Source organism: Micromonospora sp. DT231, assembly GCF_049847025.1.
GTDB lineage: Bacteria > Actinomycetota > Actinomycetes > Mycobacteriales > Micromonosporaceae > Micromonospora.
This window is the reverse complement of record NZ_JBNCNO010000005.1, coordinates 196,338-215,268: the sequence shown is the minus strand read 5'-3', so window position 1 is coordinate 215,268 and position 18,931 is coordinate 196,338. Positions and strand designations below refer to the sequence as shown.

Sequence of the window (18,931 nt, the reverse complement as noted above, 5' to 3'; positions counted from 1 at the left end):
GCCGACGAGTTGAGCCGGCCGCGGGTCGCATCCGCTGTCGGCGCAGGAAAGGAGTGGAGCGTGACAACCGCAACGTACCACTGGCGTCTACGCCGACCGGGCGTGCGTCGGCTCTCGGCGGTCCTCACCGCCGGAGTCCTGGCGGCCGCGGCCGTCCTGTTCGTGCCGCAACCGGCGGCGGCGGCGGAAACACCGTGGCTGCAGGTCTCCCCGGACCGCTACGCCTCGTTCACCGTCCCGGCCGCGTACGTCCAGGAGCGCCTGGGCTCGGTGTCGCAGGTCGTCGTCGAAGGCAACCTCGGCCCCTCCGCGGCCTGGGCGGAGTTCGGGCTGACCCGGCGCGGCGACGTCTGGTCGGGCATCCTCGGCCCGCTCAAGCCGGGGCTCTACCAGTACCAGCTCACCGCCGACGACACCTTGAGCCTCAAGGACCCGACGAACAGCACAACCGTGGCGTCCGATCCGCTCCTGAGCACCTTCCTCGTCGCGGGTGACTCGGCGCGGTGGCTGGCCGACGCGCCGCCGGGCAGCGGCGGCACAGTGGAGACTCTCAGCTACCGGACCAGGAGCGGGCAGCGGTCGGCCCTGGTGTGGACACCACCGGGGTACGCGGCCAAGGGTCCGAAGGGTTACCCGGTGCTCTACCTCCAGTCGGGCGACGGCGCGACCGCCACCGACTGGCTCGACCTCGGCCGCACCAGGCAGATTCTCGACAACCTCTCGGCCGAGGGCGTCATCACGCCGATGGTGGTCGTGATCAACGATGCCAACGGCGCGGACGGCAGGGAGTTGAAGGATCTCCGGAAGGCGGTCGCCGACAGCTACCGGATCCTCCGCGATCCGGCGCACCAGGCGATCGCGGGAGTGTCCGACGGCGCGACGACGGCGGTCGGGGCGGCGTTGGCCAAGCCCGGTCAGTTCGGCCACGTCGGCTGGTTCTCGGGCCGGTCGGTCCCCCGGATCGACCGCAAGGACGCCACGACTGTCAACCGCACCGTGAAGATGCTGCGGCTCTACACGGGGAACGTGACGGATCCCGCGTACAACACCACCTATCGACTGATGAGGGCGTTGGACCGAGCCGACGTCAGGTTCGAGTTCGACGGGGTCGACCCGGACGGCGGCGCGAACTGGACGACGTGGCAGGACAATCTCGTCGACTTCGCGCCGCGGCTGTTCCAGCCCGTGTCGGACCACGGTCCGAGCCCCGGTCACCGGCCGCTGAGGGGGGAGTTCGCTCCGCCGCCGGCCGGCACCACGCCGACGCCCTTCGTCACCAAGGACGGGTTCGTCACGTTCGAGACCGGCCCGGACTTCACCGACGCCCAGCACGTCATCGTGTGGGCGAACATCGCGCCGGGCGGCAGTTGGCTGCGCGTGCCGCTGAGCCGCGACGGTGACCGGTGGCGGGCGACGGTGGGCCCCCTGAAGCCCTGGTTCTACTACTACCGGCTGATCGTGGACCGGGTCGCGGTCAAGGACACCTCGAACCCGACCACTGTGACCACGGAACCGACGTGGAGCACCTTCCTCGTCCCCGGGCCGGGCGCCCGTCTGCTGACCGACGTGCCCGCCGGGCGGGGCGGGACCGTCGAGAGCATGACCTATCCCAGCACGGTGGCCGGCCAGGACCGCGCGGCTCTGGTGTGGACACCACCCGGGTACGACCCGGATCGGGCCGAGCCGTACCCCGTTCTCTACCTCCAGCACGGCGGCGGTCAGAACTACACCGACTGGGTCGAGATGGGGCGCGCCAAGCAGATCCTCGACCACCAGTTCCTCGACGGTGACCTGACGCCCATGGTCGTCGTGATGGGCAACGGCAACTCGTCCAACTTCAACCGGGAGTTGTTGGAGAACATCGTGCCGGCGGCCCGCGCCCGCTACCACATCTCCAGTGAGTCGTCCCAGCAGGCCATCGCCGGGTTGTCGATGGGCGGTGGGCAGGCGCTGGGCGTGCTGCGGGCCTACCCGGGCGAGTTCGCCTACGTCGCGGCGCTCTCGGCCGGGTTCGGCAGCGGCACCGGCGTCGACGTCGAGGCGATCAACAGCGGCACGAAGATGCTGCGCCTGTACGTCGGCGACCAGACCGACTTCGTCTACCCGAGCTTCATGGCGTCCCTGACCACGCTCGACAACCTCGGTATCCGCTACGAGTTCGACGGGGTGACCCCCGGGCCGCACGGCTGGGACGTGTGGCAGAAGAACCTCATCGACCTGGCGCCGCGGCTGTTCAAGCGCTAGGAGCACGTCTTCGGCGGCGTCACCCGGGGGAGGGCCTCCTGCCCCGGTGGCGCCCGCCGAGCAGGAAACTGTCGCACCGCCATCGCCGAAGGGAAGAACGTCTTTGAGGACGAAACGAATACTCGCCACGGTAACCATGCTCGCGGCCGGGGCCGGGCTCGTCGGCTGTTCCTCCGACGAGGGGGGTAGCGACGCGAGCAACTGCACGAACACCATCACCAAGAAGGACGTGCCGGTGGTGACGATGTGGGGTTGGTACCCCAACACCCAGCTCGTCGTCGACAACTTCAACAAGCAGCACGACGACGTGCAGGTCTGCTGGACGAACGTCGGGCAGGGCGGCGACGAGTACGACAAGTTCCAGACGGCCATCTCGGCGGGCACCGGCGCGCCCGACGTGATCATGGTCGAGGCGGACCGGATCCCGACCTTCCAGATCCAGGGCGCGCTCGTCGACATCAAGAAGTACGGCTTCGACGCGGTCAAGGCCAACTACGGCGAGGGCGCCTGGAAGGACGTGTCGGTCGGCGACGCGGTCTACGGCGTCCCGGTCGACGGTGGCCCGATGGGCATGATCTACCGGAAGGACGTCTTCGACAAGTACAAGATCACCCCACCGAAGACCTGGGCCGAGTACGAGCAGGCCGCGCAGAAGGTGAAGGACGCCGGTGGCCCGCTGTTCGGGGACTTCGGCGCGAACGTCCCGGCGGTCCTGATGGCGCTGCAGATCCAGAAGGGCGCCGTGCCCTTCACCTTCGATCCGGCGCAGCCGAAGTCGATCGGCGTGAAGCTCAACGACCAGGCGTCCAAGGACGTGCTGGACTACTGGGGTGGCCTCGCCAAGAAGGGCCTGGTCGGGACGCAGGACCAGTTCGTCCCGGAGTACATCTCCGGCGTGATCAACGGCAACTACGCGACGTACATCTCGGCGGCGTGGGCGCCGGGCTATCTCACCGGCGCGGGCGTCGGCAAGGGTCAGGACACCGGCAAGTTCGCGGTGGCGCCGCTGCCGCAGTGGGACGCGAACAACCCGGTGCAGGTCAACTGGGGCGGGTCGGCCTTCTCGGTGACCAAGCAGGCGAAGAAGCCGGAGTTGGCGGCGAAGGTCGCCTACGGCCTCTACGCCGACAAGGAGTCGCTCACCGACGGCTGGACCAACCAGATCATCTTCCCGCTGAACCTCACGGCGCTCAAGGATCCCGCGTTCGTCGACCTGAAGGTGGCGTTCTTCGACGGCCAGCAGGCGAACAAGGAGGTCTACCTTCCCGCCGCCCAGGCCTACAAGGGCGTGGCCTACGCACCCTTCGGTCAGTACTACCTCGATGCCATGACCAAGCAGATCAGCGAGATCATCAAGGGCTCCGTCACCGGTTCGCAGGCCGCCGACAGGCTCCAGGAGGACGTGGCGAAGTACGCCAAGGAGCAGGGCTTCACCGTTCAGTGACCGGACGGGTGGGCCGTGCCGCCGCTCGACGGCCGGCCCACCCGCGACTCCCGCAGCGTCCACGTCCCGGAGACCAAAGATGACACTCCTGACCGAGCAGCGCACACCGCGTACCCGCACCGAGAAGCGCAAGATCCGTGGCAAGGTGCACCTCCGCGAACACCTGATGGGGTGGCTCTTCGTCGGGCCGTTCGCGATCGTCTTCCTGGCGTTCCTCATCGCGCCGCTGGGCTACGCGCTCTACCTCAGCCTCTTTCAGAAGAAGCTGATCGGCGGCACCAGCTTCGTCCTCTTCGACAACTACGTGAAGGCGTTCACCGACCCGAGCTTCCTGTCCGGGGCGTGGTTCGTCATCCGCTTCTCCCTTGTCGCCATCCCGGTGCAGATCGCCATCGCGCTGGCGATGGCGCTCATCCTGGATTCGGTGACGTCCCTGTTCGCGCGCTTCTCCCGCCTCATGATCTTCCTGCCGTACGCGATCCCCACGGTGATCGGCGCGGTGATGTGGGGGTTCCTCTACAGCAAGGGCTTCGGCCCGCTCACCGACATCTTCGGGTTGTTCGGCGCGACCGCACCCGACTTCCTGAGCAGCAACCTGATCTTCTACGGCCTGCTCAACGTCGTGACCTGGCAGTGGGTCGGCTACTACATGATCATCCTGTACGCGGCGTTGCAGGGCGTCGACCCGACGCTCTACGAGGCCGCCCGGATGGACGGCGCCGGGCGATGGCAGGTCGCGCTGCGGATCAAGATCCCGCTGATCGCGCCCGCGCTGATCCTCATCCTGGTCTTCGCGCTCATCGGCACCCTGCAGTTCTTCAACGAACCGCAGATCCTGCGGTACCTCGCCGCCGGCACGATCGGGACGGACTTCACCCCCAACATGTACGCGTACCAGCAGGCATTCGCGCTCGCCAACTTCAACTACGGATCGGCGATCTCGTTCGCCCTCGGCGGCATCGTGTTCATCTGCGTGTACGCGTTCCTGTTCTTCACCCGCAAGCGGAGGAGCTTCCTCTGATGGCCAACCGCACAAGCGTCAGCGCCGGCCCCCGCCGACCGCAGCGCTACCTGCCTCTGCAGATCCTCCTCGGCTTCATGGTGATCTACTTCCTCGTACCCTTCTGGTGGGTCGTCGTCAACAGCTCCAAGGACGCGCCGGGCCTGTTCGGCGGCGGCAACACCATGTGGTTCTCCGACCAGATCGACTATGTCGGCAACCTCCGGCAGCTCTTCACCTACGACGGCGGCATCTACCTGCGGTGGATCCTCAACTCCACGTTGTACGCGATAGCCGGCGGAATCGGCGCCACGGTCCTGTCGGTGATGGCCGGCTACGGCTTCGCCAAGTACCGTTTCGCCGCCCGGCGCTTCAGCTTCGCCGTCGTGCTCGGCGCGTTGATGGTGCCCGCGACCGCCCTGGTCATCCCGACCTTCATCATGTTCTCCCGGCTGGGCCTGACCAACACGGTCTGGGCGGTGATCCTCCCGTCGCTGCTCAATCCGTTCGGCGTCTACCTGATGCACGTGTACGCGCGCGACGCCGTACCCGACGAGCTGCTGGACGCGGCGCGTGTCGACGGCGCGGGGGAGGTGCGCACCTTCGTCCAGATCGCCCTCCCGCTGATGCGCCCCGCGGTGGTCACCGTGCTCCTGCTGTCGGCCGTGGCGTCCTGGAACAACTACTTCCTGCCACTGGCCATGCTCTCCGACAACCGGCTGTTCCCGGTGACCGTCGGCCTCGGCCTCTGGCAGGGCATCGCCTCCGCCAACAACTCCGGAGGCACCTCGCTGTGGAGCCTCATCATCCTGGGCTCGCTGGTCTCCGTGATCCCACTGATCATCGCGTTCTTCAGCCTGCAACGGCACTGGCGCGGCGGCCTGTCCGTCGGCGGCCTCCGGTAGGTGCCACCCCTCGATCGCCGCGCACCCCACGCGGCCGCACGGATGACAGGAAGGTGAGCTGATGTCGACGACGGATCGTCCGCTGCGCAGCGGGCAGTGGTTCGGTGCGGAGGGCCGCAACGGGTTCATCCATCGCTCCTGGATGCGCAACCAGGGTTTCGCGGACGACGTCTTCGACGGTCGTCCGGTCATCGGCATCGCCACCACCTGGTCGGAGCTGACACCCTGCAACGCCCACCTGCGCGACCTGGCCGAATCGGTGAAGCGCGGCGTGTGGGAGAGCGGCGGCCTGCCGCTGGAGTTCCCCGCCATGAGCCTGGGCGAGCCCCTGATGCGGCCCACGACAATGCTCTACCGCAACCTGCTGGCCATGGAGTTGGAGGAGTCGGTCCGCGCCAACCCCCTCGACGGAGTGGTGCTGCTCTCCGGCTGCGACAAGACCACCCCCGGCCTGCTGATGGGCGCGGCGAGCGTCGACCTGCCCACCCTGATGATCACCGGCGGTCCGATGCTGAACGGCAAGTTCCGGGGTCAGGACATCGGGTCGGGGACCGTCGTCTGGCGCTTCACCGAGGAGCAGCGCGCCGGCCGGATGACCGCGGCCGACTGCGCGGAGGCGGAGGTCGGCATGTCCCGCAGCCGGGGCCACTGCATGACCATGGGCACCGCCTCCACGATGGCCTGCGTGACCGAGGCGCTCGGCGTGCAACTGCCGGGAGCGGCGGCCGTGCCGGCTGTCGACTCGCGCAGATACGCGCTCGCGCAGGCCGCCGGCCGCCGGATCGTCGACATGGTCGCGCAGGACCAACGGTTGTCCACGGTGCTGACCCGGGAGGCGTTCGAGAACGCGATCCGGGTGAACGCCGCGATCGGCGGTTCCACGAACGCCGTCGTCCACCTGCTGGCGATCGCCGGACGCCTCGGCGTCCCGCTGACCCTGGAGGACTTCGACACCCTCACCGCCGACGTGCCCATGCTCGTCAACCTGATGCCGTCCGGGGCGTACCTGATGGAGGACTTCGCCTACGCCGGCGGCGTTCCCGCGGTGATGAACGAGATCGCCGCCCTGCTCAACATGGACCACGTCACCGTCAGCGGCAAGAGCGTCGCCGACAACATCAGCGGCGTGCGGTGTTGGAACCGGCAGGTCATCGGCACCCTGGCGGAGCCGTTCCAACCCGCCGGCTCGGGCACCGTGGTGCTGCGCGGGTCACTCGCGCCGTCCGGGGCCGTGCTGAAGGTCTCCGCCGCCTCCGCGCACCTTCTCCAACACACCGGGCCGGCGCTCGTCTTCGACCGGATCGAGGACTACGTCGTCGCCGCCGACGATCCCGACCTCGACGTCACCCCGGACACGGTGATCGTGGTCCGCAACGCCGGCCCACGCGGCTATCCCGGTTTCCCGGAGGTGGGCAACGTGCCCATGCCACGACGGCTGCTCGCCGCCGGCATCACGGACATGGTGCGGATCTCCGACGCCCGGATGAGCGGCACCGGGTACGGCACCTGTGTCCTGCACGTGGCACCGGAGGCCGCCGTGGGTGGTCCGCTCGCGCTGGTGCGCACCGGCGACCTGGTCCGCGTCGACGTCCCGACGCGGCGACTGGACCTCCTGGTCGACGACGCGACACTCACCCAACGCCGGGCCGCCTGGCAGCCGCCGCCGCGCACGGCCGACCGGGGGTGGTCACGGCTCTACAGCGAGCACGTTCTCCAGGCCGACCAGGGCGCGGACCTCGACTTTCTGGTCGGTGGCAGCGGCAGCGCCGTACCCCGCCACTCGCACTGACCGTTCCAGGCGAAACGGGAGCCCCGGCGCGCGGCCGGGGCTCCCGTCACCGTCCGCAGGCCGCACACGCCCCGCGGGTACGCAGGTGGTAGTCGCCGGACGCCACGACGAGACCGAGCCCCAGGACCCAGTACGCCGACATCGCCACCCAGAGGAACGTGTCGGAGAACTCGCTGGCCGAGCCGGACACCAACTGCACAAGTCCCATGCCGAAGTACGCCACGATGCCCGCCCCCAGCCCGAAGCCGGGCACCAGCAGCAGCAGACGGGGGATCGTGCGGCCGGCGAGCAGCGGCACCCACCCCGGCCAGACCTCACCCCAGCGGTGGACGAGCGCCAGCGGCAACAGCCCTCCCGCCAGCAACAGGCCGACCTCCAGCCCGATCACGGCGGCGTTCTGGGCGAGGCCGCCCACCATGCCCTGTGCCGCGAAGCGCGTCCCGAGACCGGCCACCGCCACGTACGCGGCCCAGCGTGCCCACCGCGCGGGCGCCGCGCGTCGGTGACCGGGCCGGACGGTCCGGCAGCACTGCGGGCAGTCGCCCCGGGTGCGCCGCTGATAGCGGGCGGTGGCCAGGCCGAGCAGGGCCGCTCCGGTCACACAACCCAGCCGGCTGGCGAACGCCGTCGGGTCGAAGTGCGGGCCGACCGTGAACAGCAGGAAACCCACAAGCTCCGGCAGCAGGATCGCGGCGGCCGCGACAAGCGCCCCGGTGACCGCCCAGGCGGCTCCCGCGAGCACCGGCCGCCACGTCGGCACCCGATCCAGCGCGACCGCCACGACGGCGGCGGCGAGACACAACGCCACCGACCGCCAACCGGTGAACACCAGCAGGTCCGAGCCGAACTGCCGGAACTCCGGCGTCTCGCCGACGGCCCAGGCCAGACGCACGCCCCCGTATGCCACAGCCCAGCCGAGCACCGCGTACGTCAGGCCGTGGCCCGTCCTGCGGGCGAGTGATGTCGCCATGCGTCCGATCCTGCCGCTGCCACGGCGGGGGAGAACCCCGCCGACAGGGGAGGGTGCTCCCTCGCCAGGGGGAGCCGAGCCTTACGCCGATGGCCACACGCGCTGCTACGGTCACCGCCGCTGACCTGGCATCCCGCCGCACCTCGGCCCGGACGCAACCCGGCGGTCGTCCGAACCCGTCGAGCGTGTGGAGGAGGGAGCCTCGATGATTGATGCCGAGCGGGAGTTCGTGGAGTACGTGTCCGCGCGACTGCCGAGCCTGCATCGGACCGCGTTCCTGATGTGCGGCGATGCCCATCTGGCCGACGACGTGGTGCAGCAGACGATCACGGCGTTGTACGTGCACTGGCGCAAGGTCAGCCGAGCCGACAACGTCGACGCGTACGTGCACCGGATGCTCGTCCACAAGCTCGTCGACGAGAAGCGGTTGAGCTGGTCGAAGGTCCGGTTGTTGGGGTCGACGCCCGAGCCGGAGCGCCAGGTCCTGCCGCACGACGAGGTGGCCGAGCGGGACAGCCTGGTCGCCGCGCTCGCCCACCTGCCCCGCGGCCAGCGCACCGTGCTGGTCCTGCGGTTCCTGGGCGACCTGTCGCTTGCCGACACGGCCGCCGCGATGGGCTGCTCCGAAGGCAACGTGAAGTCGCAGACGGCTCGGGCGCTCGCGGCGATCCGCCAGGTGCTCGACGTCACCGAGATGGCCGGAGGGAATTCGAGATGACCACGTTGGACGACGAGCGCATCGCCGCGCTGCTGCGATCGGCGCCGGTCCCCGAGCCGCGCGTCGACCTGGACCGCGCGATCCGCGACGGCCGGCGTCGCCGACAGCGCCGCCGGGCCGGCGCCTTCGCCACGGTGACGGTGCTGGCGGGGCTCGGCGCCGTGGGCACCGTCCAGTTCGGCGGGGCCGCCGACGAGCCCGCTCCGGTCCCGCCGGCCCTCGCGGCGTCCCCGACCGTGTCCGTGTCGACCACGCCGGCCAGGTCGCCCACCTGCGCGGCGTCCGTGCTGCCGCGGCCGATGAACGGTCCGGTGGCGGTGGCGACAGGTGTCGACCCCACCGGGCGGCACATCGTCGGTGACATCGGCACGGGCAACGAGGACGGGCGGGTCGTGCTGTGGACCGACGGCCGGGCCGCGGTCCTGCCGGCCGCCGCCGAGCACGGGGCCGCGGTCAACGCCGACGGGTACGTGGTCGGCACCAACGGCGACGGCACCGGCTGGGTATACCGGGGTGGGACGCTGGCCTTCCTGACCACCCCGCCCGGCTACGACGGGGTCCTGGTGCACGCGGTGAACGGCCGGGGTGACATCGTCGGCACCGCCCGGGGAGCCAACGACTCGCACCGTGCCGTGCTGTGGTCCGTGAACCGCCCGAAGCAGTACCGGTTCCTCGGCCGGCCGGGATCCACGGCGACCGGGATCACCGAGGACGGCACTGTCGTCGGCACGATGGGCGACGTGCCCTACCGGTGGACGCCGCAGGGTGCCGGGGCCGTGATGGCGCTGCCGGAGGGCTCCCAGCACGCCTCGGTCGACTCCGCACACGGCACCTGGGCGGTCGGCATGGTCCCCGGCGCCAAGCAGGGCGGGAGCGTGCAGATGCTGCCGGTGCGGTGGAACCTCACGACCGGGGCGGCGAGCCTGCTGCCGTACCCGTCGGCGAACGGGATCGCCGGCAACGGCGACCTGCTGGTCGACGACGGCGCGCCGGTGATCGTCGCGGCGGACGGCACGTCGCTCCGGTTGCCGGGACGGCCCGAGGTCTCCTCGACCGAGGCGGGCACGTACTCGGCCAACGGGATCAGTGACGACGGCCGGACCGTGGTCGGTTCTGTCTACGAGAACGAGGAGCACCGGCCGCTGGTGTGGCGCTGCGCCTGAGGCCCGCGCAGACGACCCGCCCCCGCGAACACCGGGTCGGCGCCGAGGCCCGCAGCCTCGACGCCGACCCTGGTGTCACGTCGTCGGCGACACTCGCCCGGACGACCCGACGTGTCAGGCCGGGGCGGCCGGACAGCTCGCGCCGACCGGCGGCAGGACTCGATCGACAAGGTACCTGTCGACGCTCCTGCGGGTGCACTCCGTGCGTGGGTAGCTGGCGTGGCCCGACCCCTCGTAGGTGAGGAGGCGGCCGTACGCGCCGAGTTGGCGCGCCACCCGCTGCGCCCCGTCGTACGGGGTGGCCGGATCGTAGCGCCCGTTGAGCAGGAGCACCGGAGTGCTCGTCCGCACCCGCAGCGGATGTTGCGGGTTGACCGCCGTCCAGCCCAGGCAGATCGCGGCGAAGCGGACGGCCAGCGGGGAGGCCCGCAGGTGCGGCGCCTCGGCACGGGACAGCCCGAGATACCGGTTCCACTCGGCGAACCCGTCGACGGGCAGCGACCAGTCCTGGCAGAACGCGGGTAGCGCGTACTCGGTCAGGCCCTCGCCCTCGGCCGGCACCATCGGGGACGCGAGTGCGGCGGGCTCGCCCCGCTCCAACGCGAGAAGCATGTTCGCGAGGTCCGTCCAGGTCGCGTCGAAGAAGTTGACGAACGTCGCGAACCCGAGCTCGAACCAGGTGAGCGTGTCGCCGGTGCCCGCGTCGACGAGCGTGCCGGCGTCGGCGCGGCGCATCAGTCGGTCGTACAGCGCCGGCACGTCGCGGCCGTGCAGCGCGCAGCTCGGGGTCCGTTCGCACCAGCTCACGAACTCGTGGAACAGGGCCTCGTTACTGGCTGCCCCGCCGCGGAAGTACTCCCGGACCCCCTGGCTGTGGTCCATCACGCTGTCCATGGCCAGTGCGCGGACGCGGTCGGGAAACAGCTCGGCGTAGGCCTGCCCGATCAGGGTGCCGTAGGACCACTCGTAGAAGCTGAGCTGGCGCTCACCGAGTGCCGCCCGGATGGCGTCCGTGTCGCGGGCGACGCTCACGCTGTCGAGGTGGTCGAACAGTGGGCCACTCTGCGCGCGGCAGTCCTCGCGCAACTGACGGTTGTAGGCGCGGAGTCGCTCGAACTCCACCGCGGTGGCGGGCGCCAGGGAGGGGTGCCGGGCCAGCAACGCCGACGAGCAGCGCACCGGCGCGCTACGGACCGTACCCCTGGGGTCGAAGCCGATGATGTCGAAGCGGCGCAGCACGTCCGGCCCGAGCTGGCCGGCGGCCGTCAGCGCCACGTCCACCCCGGACAGGCCGGGGCCACCGGGGTTGAAGACCAGGGCGCCGATGCGGGCGGCCGGGTCGGCGGCGGGACGGCGGGCCAGGGCCAGCTCGAAGGTCTCCCCTCCCGGCCGCGCCCAGTCGACAGGCAGGCGCAGGGTCCCGCATCGCGTACCCGGATCGTCGGCGGGGTCCGCGCACACCCGCCAGTCGATGCGGCCGTTCCACCCGCCGGTGGTGCTGCCGACGACCGAACCGGTGGCCGGGCCGGTGCCGCCGGACGACGCGGGCGTGGCGACCGCGAACGCCGGTGGGGCGTTCAGCGACAGGGCGACGAGGACCGCGGCGGCGGCCGACAGGCGACGGACACGTGGTGGGCGTCGATTGTCGACCCCGCCGCGTCGCCAGAGGATTGGTCTCTTCATGGTCAGCATTCGCCCAGCCTGCCGACGACCGATCCATGCCGGATCCATGCCGGTCCGGATGCGGTCCACGGGCGACGCTCAGCGCGCGGTCGCCAACCGCTCGGACAGCTCCTCGGCGTCCGGGTGACCGAGCCGGTCGAAGATCGCCAGCGCCTGGCCCCAGAGGTCTACCGACGTGTCGTGGTCACCCACCGCCCGATGGCTGTCGCCGAGCCGCACGAGTGTCTCGGCCCGTCCGCACTGGTCCTGAGCGTCGGAATACAGCGCGAGGGCACGTCGATAGCAGTCCGCCGCAGTCGGGTGCGCCCCGAGACCCTGATGGGCGAAGCCGAGACTGTCCCAGGTGTGGGCCTCGCCCACCCGGTCCTGCACCTCGGCGTGGAGTGCCAGCGCCTGCTCACAGTAGGCGATGGCGCGGACGTGCTCGTCCAGCCGGGCGTGGCCCCACCCGATCGCGTTGAGCGCGGCGGCCGCGCCGCGTTTGTCGTCGCCGTCGCTGGACAGCGCCAGCGCCGCCTCGGCGTGCGCCAGCGATTCCCGCGGGTTGCCCTCGATGTCGTACACCCAGGCGAGGTACAGGTGGATGCTCGCCTGCCCGGGCCGGTCACCGATCGTGTCGTACCGCGCCATCGCGCTGCGCAGGTGGCGGCGGGCGGCAGCGTACCGGCGGAGCTGGAGGTGTGCCAGCGCGAGGTCCCGGTGCGCCACCGCCTCGGCGCGCGGCTCGCCCCGGCGTCGGGCGACGGCGACCGCGACCGTCTGTACGACGCTCAGGTCGTGCCACCGCGACAACCGGCTGAGCAGGGGGGTGAGGGCCTGGGCGAGCTGCCCCGCGTGGGCGTCGAAGCGGTGGGCGCCCGCTTCGTCGACGGCGGCCAGCAGCACCTCCTGCTCGATGGTGAACCAGGCCAGCGCCGACCGGTGGTCGGTGAACGCCGGCGGCGCCACGTCGGCGGGCAGCGGATCGGTCGGCTGGTGGCTGGCATCGACAAGGCTCGCCGCGGCACGGACGGCGCGCAGGTAGTGGTCGAACACGCGCGTGCGGGCGGCTCTGCGGCCGGCCGCGGAGTCGTGGGTGTCCGTCAACTCCTCGCCGTAGGCCCGGAGCAGATCGTGACAGCGGAAGCGGCCGGGGGACTGCTCGGACAGCAGGTTCGCGCGGGTCAGCTCGTCGAGCGCCGGCCGGATCCGGTGCGGCGGCTCCCCGGCGAGGCTGGCCGCCGCCGCCGCGCTGAGGTCCGCCGTGGGGTGCAGGCTGAGCTGCCGGAACAGCCGGGCCGCGTCCGGACCGAGCAGACGGTACGACCAGGAGAGCACCGTACGCAGGTCGGTGGCGGCGTCGTCGGTGGCCAGGGCCGTGAGCCCGCCCCTGGGCGCGGCCAGATCATCCGCGATGGCCTGGAGTGGGAACGTGGGGCGGGCGGCGGCCCGCGCCGCCACGATGGACAGCGCGAGGGGCAACCGCGCGGTACGGCTGACCAGCTCGTCCACGGCGGCCGGCTGGGCGGCGGCCCGCGCACCCAGCCGCCGCACGAGCAACTGGCGTGCTTCGGAGGTGCTGGGCAGGTCCAGTGCGACGGTGTGGGCGCCCTCGGCGGCGACCAGGCCGGGCAGCGTGTGGCGGCTCGTCACGATCACGCCGCACCGGCGGGACCCGGGAAGCAGCGGCCGGACCTGTTCGGCGTCGCGCGCGTTGTCGAGCAGCACGAGCAGCCGTCGGTCCGCGGTCAGGCTCCGGTACAGGGCGAACTGGGCCGCCGGTTCGGCGGGTATCTCCAGGGGTTTGACGCCCAGGGCGGGCAGCAACGACCGGACGACGACGGCGGACGGTGCGGCCTCCCGTGTCGCCGTGCCGAAACCGCCCAGGTCGACGTGGAGTTGGCCGTCCGGATAGTGGTGCAGGCTGTCGTGCGCCCAGCGCAGCGCCAGCCAGGTCTTCCCGACGCCGCCGGTGCCGGTGACGACGACGGTGCCGGCCGGGTCGGCGTCGTCGAGCAGCAGCGTCGTGAGTCGGGCCAGCTCGCGGGTCCGGCCGGTGAACAACGTCGGCGGGGCGGGCAACTGCCGGGGAACGATCCGTGGCGGCTGTCCCTCCGGCGGCCGTGCCCCGGAGGTGGACACCTCCCGGTCGGCCCGCAGGATGCTCGTGTGCAGCCGTTGCAGATCGGCGCCGGGCTCGACTCCCACCTCCTCGGCCAGGAGTCGGCGTAGCCGCCGGTACGTCGTCAGCGCGTCCGCCCGCCGTCCGGCCCGGGCCAGGGCCACCATGAGTTGCCCCCAGGGGCGCTCGCGCAGCGGATCCCCGTCGATCTGCCTGCGGAGCGGCTCGATCAGCTCGTTGTGCCGGCCGGCGCGCAGGTGGAGGTCCGCGACCTCCTCCAACAGACTCGACCGCTGCTCCTCGAGCCGGGTCCGGACGGCGAGCAACACGCCCGTGCCGGGGAGGCCCGCGAACGGTTCGCCCCGCCACAGCGCCAGCGCCGCCTCGAACGCCCGCAGGGCATCCGCGCAGCGGTCCTGCCGCAACGCGTGATAGCCGCGCTGGGCCAGGTCGTCGAAGGCGACGCTGTCCAACGTCTGTTCCTCGAGGACGAGACGATAACCGGTGGCTCCGGCCTCGATGGCGGGGTCCGGTGCGCCCGGGGACCGCAACGCGCGGCGTAACGCCCAGACGTAGGTCTTCACGTTGCCGGCTGCCGTCTTCGGCGGACGGCCCTGCCACAGCTCGTCGACGAGTTGGTCGATGGACCACGCGCTGCCCGGCTGCGACAGCAGGACGGCCAGTAGGCGCACCTGCATCGGCGTGCCGAGCGCCAGCCGTTGCCCGGCAGGGGAGCACACCTCGACCGACCCGAGCAGGTGATATCGCATCGCTGGCCTCCCCCCGTCACGCCGGGCCATCACCCCACCGTACGGCCTGACCTCCGCCCGATGTCGACCGGCGACGGGTGCGGCCGCTCCCGTGTGGCGCCGCCTCGGGGTGGCATCGATTCGTTGCCTTATATACGGTGGCACGGTCGCGGGGCGACCGTGTCCTCGACGAGGCTGTCCCCGCTACGACATCGCGCCCGCGATTCGGAAGAGGGATTCGTCGTGACCATGGACTCGCAGGCGACCGACCGGCCCGAGGCCGGAGCGGTGCAGAAGATCGACACGTCGGTGCCGCATTCGGCCCGGATCTGGAACTACTGGCTCGGCGGCAAGGACAACTTCGCGGTCGACCGCGAAGCCGGCGACCAGTACCGGCAGGTCTTCCCCGGCGTCGTCGACGTCGCCCGCGCCTCCCGGCAGTTCCTGGTCCGCTCGATCATGTTTCTCGCCGGCGAGGCGGGCGTCCGGCAGTTCCTCGACGTCGGCACGGGGTTGCCGACGGCCGACAACACCCACGAGGTGGCGCAGCGGATCGCACCGGACGCGCGGATCGTCTACGTGGACAGCGATCCACTGGTGTTGGCCCACGCCCGTGCGTTGCTCGTCGGCACGGCCGAGGGCAGGACCGCGTACATCGACGGCGACCTGCACGACCCGGCCGCGGTCGTCGCCGAGGCCGGCAAGACGCTCGACTTCGGGCAACCGATCGGCCTCATCCTCAGCGGGGTGCTGGGCCACGTGCCCGACTACGAGGCGGCCCGCGCGATCACGCGGCAGTTGCTGGCGTCGCTGCCCGGCGGCAGCTACCTCTCCCTCAACGACGGCACGAGCCTGATCAGCGCCGAGATACAGCAGGCGCAGGACGACTACAACGACAGCGGGGCGGTTCCGTACACGCTTCGCTCGCCGGACCAGATCGCCGGCTTCTTCGACGGCCTGGAGCTGGTGGAGCCGGGCGTCGTGCCGTGCCCGCAGTGGCGACCCGACAACGGGGTCGACACGCCCGCCGACATCGACGCCTTCGGCGGGGTGGGCCGCAAGCGCTAGCACTCTCGGACGCCCGCGAGGTCGTCGAGTCCGGGCGGGGAGTGAGCCTGCCTTCGGGGGTAGAGGACCCGATTGGCGGCCCGCTGGCCTCTATCCGGGCCGGCCGCCACTGGCAGGCTACTCCGGGCAGTTGTCACCGTCACGCTTCGTGAAGGTCAGCAGCGACCGAGGCTTGGGGGTGATTAGCTGCACGGGTGATCACTCCCGTTTCCCTCGGCACGTGGCCGACACCCCTGGAGGCCGCGCCCCGGCTCGCGGCCCGGCTGGGGTTGGCCGAGCTCTGGTTCAAGCGCGACGACCTCGGCGGCCTCGGGGGAGGCGGCAACAAGATCCGCAAGTTGGAATACACCTGCGCCCAGGCGATCGCCGCCGGCGCCACGACGCTTGTCACCTCGGGTGCGCAGCAGAGCAACCACGCGCGGCTCACCGCGGCGGCGGCCGCGCGGCTCGGCCTCTCCTGCGTGCTGGTGCTCGCCGGCTCGCGTCCGGAGAGCCGGCGAGGCAACCTGCTGCTCGACGGGCTCGCCGGCGCGGAGATCGTCTGGAGTGATGATCGTCCGCTCGCCGAGGTGGTGGCGGCCGAGGCGGAGCGACGATCGGCCTACCTCATCCCGTTCGGCGGCACCTCGCCCGCGTCGGTCCACGGCTACGTGGACTGTGCTCGGGAGTTGCGGGCCCAGGCGCCGGACCTCGACGGGACCGACGTCGTGGTGGCGCTCGGCTCGGGTGGCACGATGGCCGGCCTGGTGCGGGAGTTGGGTGCCGAGCGGGTGGTCGGCGTGGACGTCGGTGCCCTGCCGGACCCTCGGACGACAGTCGCCGGGCTGCTCGACGGCGAGGTCGAGCCGGACGCGCTGCGGATCGACGGTTCCCAGGTGGGCACCGGGTACCGCACGCTCACCGACGGCGCTCGGGCGGCGCTGGAGACGACCGCGCGCGAGGAGGGCGTCTTCCTGGATCCGACGTACACCGGTCGGGCGATGGCGGCGTTGCTGGCCGGCAGCTTCCCGCGCGGCGACAAGGTCGTCTTCCTGCACAGCGGGGGGCTGCCGGGACTCTTCGGCCACCCGGAGCTGTAGGGGCAACGAGCGGCGGCACCCGGCTGAGCTGGCATGTGCCGGCGTCAACCGGGTAGGCCGTCGTGGCCCCAGGGGCCGGCGGAACGCCCAGGCTGACCGCTTTCCACGCCGCCGAGGAGCATCGACATGCCGCGATGGGACGGGCTCGACTCGCACCGTCCGTCTCCCTGGTGCTGCTGGCGTCGATCCTCGTCTCGTTCCTGGCCGCGTCGGCGGCACCGACCCCGCTCTACGGTGTGTACCAGGAACGCTGGCACTTCTCCCCGGTCACGACCACAGTGGTGTTCGCCGTCTACGCGCTCGCGGTGCTGGTATCGCTGCTCACGTTCGGTAGGTTGTCCGACCACGTCGGTCGGCGGCCGGTCCTGGCCGTCGCGATCGCGGTGCAGATGCTCGCGCTTGTCGTCTTCATCGTCGCCAACGGCGTTCCCGCCCTGCTGGTCGCCCGTCTCGTCCAGGGGTTGGCCGCCGGTGCCGCCACCGGCGCCGTGGGCGCCGCCATGCTCGACATCGACCGTGCCCGGGGCACGCTCGCGAACTCGATCGCACCCGGTATCGGGACCGGAAGCGGAGCCCTGCTCTCGGCGCTGCTCATCCAGTTCCTGCCCGCGCCGACGCGACTGGTGTACGTCGTGCTGCTCGTGATCCTGCTGATCCAGGCCGTCGGGGTCGCGCTGATGCCGGAGACGGTCACGCCGATGGCCGGAGCCCGACGCAGCCTGCGGCCGGACATCACACTGCCCCGCTCGGTGCGCCAACCGGTCCTGGTCGTCATCCCGGTGCTGTTCGCGGTCTGGGCGCTCGCCGGGTTCTTCGGCGCGCTCGGCCCGGCGCTGGTCCGCAGCCTCATGAACACGTCGATCGTGGTCGGCGGTCTGGTCCTCTTCGTCTTCGCCGTCTTCGGCTCGGTCGCCGTTCTGCTCCAGCGCGACACCGCCGCCCGAACCGTGATCCTGACCGGGATCGTCACGCTCATCCTCGGCATGATCGTCACGTTGGTGGCGGTCACGGCGCAGTCCATCCCGGTCTTCTTCGTCGGCCTCGCGCTCGGGGGTGTCGGCTTCGGCAGCGGCTTCCAGGGCAGCCTCAAGACGGTCCTGCCACTTGTCGAGGCGCACCAACGCGCCAGCGTGCTGTCCGTGCTCTACGTCGTCTGCTACGTCGGCTTCGGTCTCCCCACCGTGATCGCCGGCTTCCTCGTGGTCTACGCCGGCGGCCTGCCGCGGACCGCGGACGAGTACTCCGTCGCCGTCATCCTCCTCGCCCTGGTCGCCCTGCTGGGGCTGCGCGGGGCCACCAGGACCACGCCGGGCTGATGCCGGAAAGCCGGGTCGAGCAGGGGCCCAACCAGTAGCGTGCTGATCAGGAAGGGGGCGGCGATGAGCCCGAAGGTTGCCCAGGGCGACGCGAGCACGACCTCGCGCGTCGAGAGCCTGGACCTGAAGCTTGAGGTGATCGTCATCCCGGTGTCGGATGTCGACCGGGCGAAGGCGTTCTACGAGCGCCTCGGGTGGCGGCTCGACCAGACGCCGCCCGGCATCGTCCAACTCACCCCGCACGGCTCCGACTGCTCGGTGCAGTTCGGCGCCGGGCTCACGTCGGCGGCGCCCGGCTCGGCCTCGGCGTACCTGATCGTCTCCGACATCGAGGCGGCCCACGACGCCCTGGTCTCCGCGGGCGTCGAGGTCGGCGACGTCTTCCACGTCACCCCGGACGGACCGGTCGACGGGCTGGACCCCGAGCGGCGCAGCTACGTCTCGCGCGCCACGCTGCGTGATCCGGACGGCAACACCTGGCTGATGCAGGAGATCACCACCAGGCTTCCCGGGCGCATCGAGGGCGGTCTCACGTCGTTCGGCTCCGCGAGCGACCTGGCGAGCGCGCTGCGGCGCGCGGCCGCCGCGCACGGCGAGCACGAGAAACGTACGGGCGAGCATGACGACAACTGGCCCGACTGGTACGCGGCGTACCTGGTGAGCGAGCAGTCCGGGGCCACGCCGCCCGAGTGAGCCCGCGGT

Annotated in this window: 14 protein-coding genes; 11 read left to right on the top strand and 3 right to left on the bottom strand. The window is 71.3% G+C overall.

Annotation, left to right across the window (positions count from 1 at the left end):
- The first annotated feature begins 60 nt into the window (after positions 1-60).
- The 5 genes from ACPXBU_RS15315 to ACPXBU_RS15295 all read left to right on the top strand — a co-directional run bounded on the left by ACPXBU_RS15315 (position 61) and on the right by ACPXBU_RS15295 (position 7,382).
- The gene (locus ACPXBU_RS15315; protein ID WP_425758518.1) at positions 61-2,244 is read left to right on the top strand and encodes an alpha/beta hydrolase; all 2,184 of its coding nucleotides are present in this window, start codon (positions 61-63) and stop codon (positions 2,242-2,244) included.
- Positions 2,245-2,380: 136 nt separating this feature from the next.
- Positions 2,381-3,688 (top strand): ABC transporter substrate-binding protein, encoded by a 1,308-nt coding sequence (locus tag ACPXBU_RS15310; protein ID WP_425758517.1) that lies wholly within the window; start codon positions 2,381-2,383, stop codon positions 3,686-3,688.
- A 79-nt stretch (positions 3,689-3,767) separates the two neighbouring features.
- Positions 3,768-4,709: a carbohydrate ABC transporter permease gene (locus tag ACPXBU_RS15305; protein WP_425758516.1), complete on the top strand. Its 942-nt coding sequence runs from the start codon at positions 3,768-3,770 to the stop codon at positions 4,707-4,709.
- Complete coding sequence (locus ACPXBU_RS15300; RefSeq protein ID WP_393361377.1) at positions 4,709-5,593, top strand: carbohydrate ABC transporter permease; 885 nt, start codon at positions 4,709-4,711, stop codon at positions 5,591-5,593. Before ACPXBU_RS15305 ends, ACPXBU_RS15300 begins: the two co-directional genes overlap by 1 nt.
- A gap of 61 nt (positions 5,594-5,654) precedes the next feature.
- The gene (locus ACPXBU_RS15295; RefSeq protein WP_425758515.1) at positions 5,655-7,382 is read left to right on the top strand and encodes an IlvD/Edd family dehydratase; all 1,728 of its coding nucleotides are present in this window, start codon (positions 5,655-5,657) and stop codon (positions 7,380-7,382) included.
- 46 nt (positions 7,383-7,428) lie between these two features.
- Here ACPXBU_RS15295 and ACPXBU_RS15290 read toward each other — a convergent pair whose 3' ends face one another.
- The gene (locus tag ACPXBU_RS15290; RefSeq protein ID WP_425758514.1) at positions 7,429-8,352 is read right to left on the bottom strand and encodes a hypothetical protein; all 924 of its coding nucleotides are present in this window, start codon (positions 8,350-8,352) and stop codon (positions 7,429-7,431) included.
- 205 nt (positions 8,353-8,557) lie between these two features.
- Between ACPXBU_RS15290 and ACPXBU_RS15285 the strand changes: the two genes are divergently transcribed.
- Both ACPXBU_RS15285 and ACPXBU_RS15280 read left to right on the top strand, forming a co-directional pair.
- Positions 8,558-9,070, top strand: coding sequence for a SigE family RNA polymerase sigma factor (locus ACPXBU_RS15285; protein ID WP_425758513.1), 513 nt, complete (start codon positions 8,558-8,560; stop codon positions 9,068-9,070).
- A complete protein-coding gene (locus ACPXBU_RS15280; protein ID WP_425758512.1) occupies positions 9,067-10,233 on the top strand; it encodes a hypothetical protein in 1,167 nt (388 codons plus the stop codon). Before ACPXBU_RS15285 ends, ACPXBU_RS15280 begins: the two co-directional genes overlap by 4 nt.
- Positions 10,234-10,347: 114 nt before the next feature.
- Here ACPXBU_RS15280 and ACPXBU_RS15275 read toward each other — a convergent pair whose 3' ends face one another.
- Both ACPXBU_RS15275 and ACPXBU_RS15270 read right to left on the bottom strand, forming a co-directional pair.
- Positions 10,348-11,916 (bottom strand): alpha/beta hydrolase, encoded by a 1,569-nt coding sequence (locus tag ACPXBU_RS15275; protein ID WP_425758511.1) that lies wholly within the window; start codon positions 11,914-11,916, stop codon positions 10,348-10,350.
- Positions 11,917-11,994: 78 nt separating this feature from the next.
- Positions 11,995-14,787, bottom strand: coding sequence for a BTAD domain-containing putative transcriptional regulator (locus tag ACPXBU_RS15270; RefSeq protein ID WP_425758510.1), 2,793 nt, complete (start codon positions 14,785-14,787; stop codon positions 11,995-11,997).
- Between the two features lie 228 nt (positions 14,788-15,015).
- Between ACPXBU_RS15270 and ACPXBU_RS15265 the strand changes: the two genes are divergently transcribed.
- The 4 genes from ACPXBU_RS15265 (at position 15,016) to ACPXBU_RS15250 (ending at position 18,922) form a co-directional block, all read left to right on the top strand.
- Positions 15,016-15,834 carry an SAM-dependent methyltransferase gene (locus tag ACPXBU_RS15265; protein WP_425758769.1) on the top strand — a complete coding sequence of 273 codons (819 nt, stop codon included), beginning with the start codon at positions 15,016-15,018 and terminating at the stop codon, positions 15,832-15,834.
- Positions 15,835-16,028: 194 nt separating this feature from the next.
- A complete protein-coding gene (locus ACPXBU_RS15260; RefSeq protein ID WP_425758509.1) occupies positions 16,029-16,913 on the top strand; it encodes a pyridoxal-phosphate dependent enzyme in 885 nt (294 codons plus the stop codon).
- 134 nt (positions 16,914-17,047) lie between these two features.
- A complete protein-coding gene (locus tag ACPXBU_RS15255) occupies positions 17,048-18,229 on the top strand; it encodes an MFS transporter (RefSeq protein WP_425758508.1) in 1,182 nt (393 codons plus the stop codon).
- A gap of 63 nt (positions 18,230-18,292) precedes the next feature.
- Complete coding sequence (locus tag ACPXBU_RS15250) at positions 18,293-18,922, top strand: VOC family protein (RefSeq protein WP_425758507.1); 630 nt, start codon at positions 18,293-18,295, stop codon at positions 18,920-18,922.
- Positions 18,923-18,931: the final 9 nt, after the last annotated feature.

Bases quoted from the DNA above. Each gene is read 5' to 3' on its own strand.
- ACPXBU_RS15310 (WP_425758517.1), top strand. From the start codon at position 2,381: ATGCTCGCGGCCGGGGCCGGGCTCGTCGGCTGTTCCTCCGACGAGGGG.
- ACPXBU_RS15305 (WP_425758516.1), top strand. From the start codon at position 3,768: ATGACACTCCTGACCGAGCAGCGCACACCGCGTACCCGCACCGAGAAG.
- ACPXBU_RS15300 (WP_393361377.1), top strand. From the start codon at position 4,709: ATGGCCAACCGCACAAGCGTCAGCGCCGGCCCCCGCCGACCGCAGCGC.
- ACPXBU_RS15295 (WP_425758515.1), top strand. From the start codon at position 5,655: ATGTCGACGACGGATCGTCCGCTGCGCAGCGGGCAGTGGTTCGGTGCG.
- ACPXBU_RS15290 (WP_425758514.1), bottom strand. From the start codon at position 8,352: ATGGCGACATCACTCGCCCGCAGGACGGGCCACGGCCTGACGTACGCG.
- ACPXBU_RS15285 (WP_425758513.1), top strand. From the start codon at position 8,558: ATGATTGATGCCGAGCGGGAGTTCGTGGAGTACGTGTCCGCGCGACTG.
- ACPXBU_RS15280 (WP_425758512.1), top strand. From the start codon at position 9,067: ATGACCACGTTGGACGACGAGCGCATCGCCGCGCTGCTGCGATCGGCG.
- ACPXBU_RS15275 (WP_425758511.1), bottom strand. From the start codon at position 11,916: ATGAAGAGACCAATCCTCTGGCGACGCGGCGGGGTCGACAATCGACGC.
- ACPXBU_RS15270 (WP_425758510.1), bottom strand. From the start codon at position 14,787: ATGCGATATCACCTGCTCGGGTCGGTCGAGGTGTGCTCCCCTGCCGGG.
- ACPXBU_RS15265 (WP_425758769.1), top strand. From the start codon at position 15,016: ATGGACTCGCAGGCGACCGACCGGCCCGAGGCCGGAGCGGTGCAGAAG.
- ACPXBU_RS15255 (WP_425758508.1), top strand. From the start codon at position 17,048: ATGGGACGGGCTCGACTCGCACCGTCCGTCTCCCTGGTGCTGCTGGCG.
- ACPXBU_RS15250 (WP_425758507.1), top strand. From the start codon at position 18,293: ATGAGCCCGAAGGTTGCCCAGGGCGACGCGAGCACGACCTCGCGCGTC.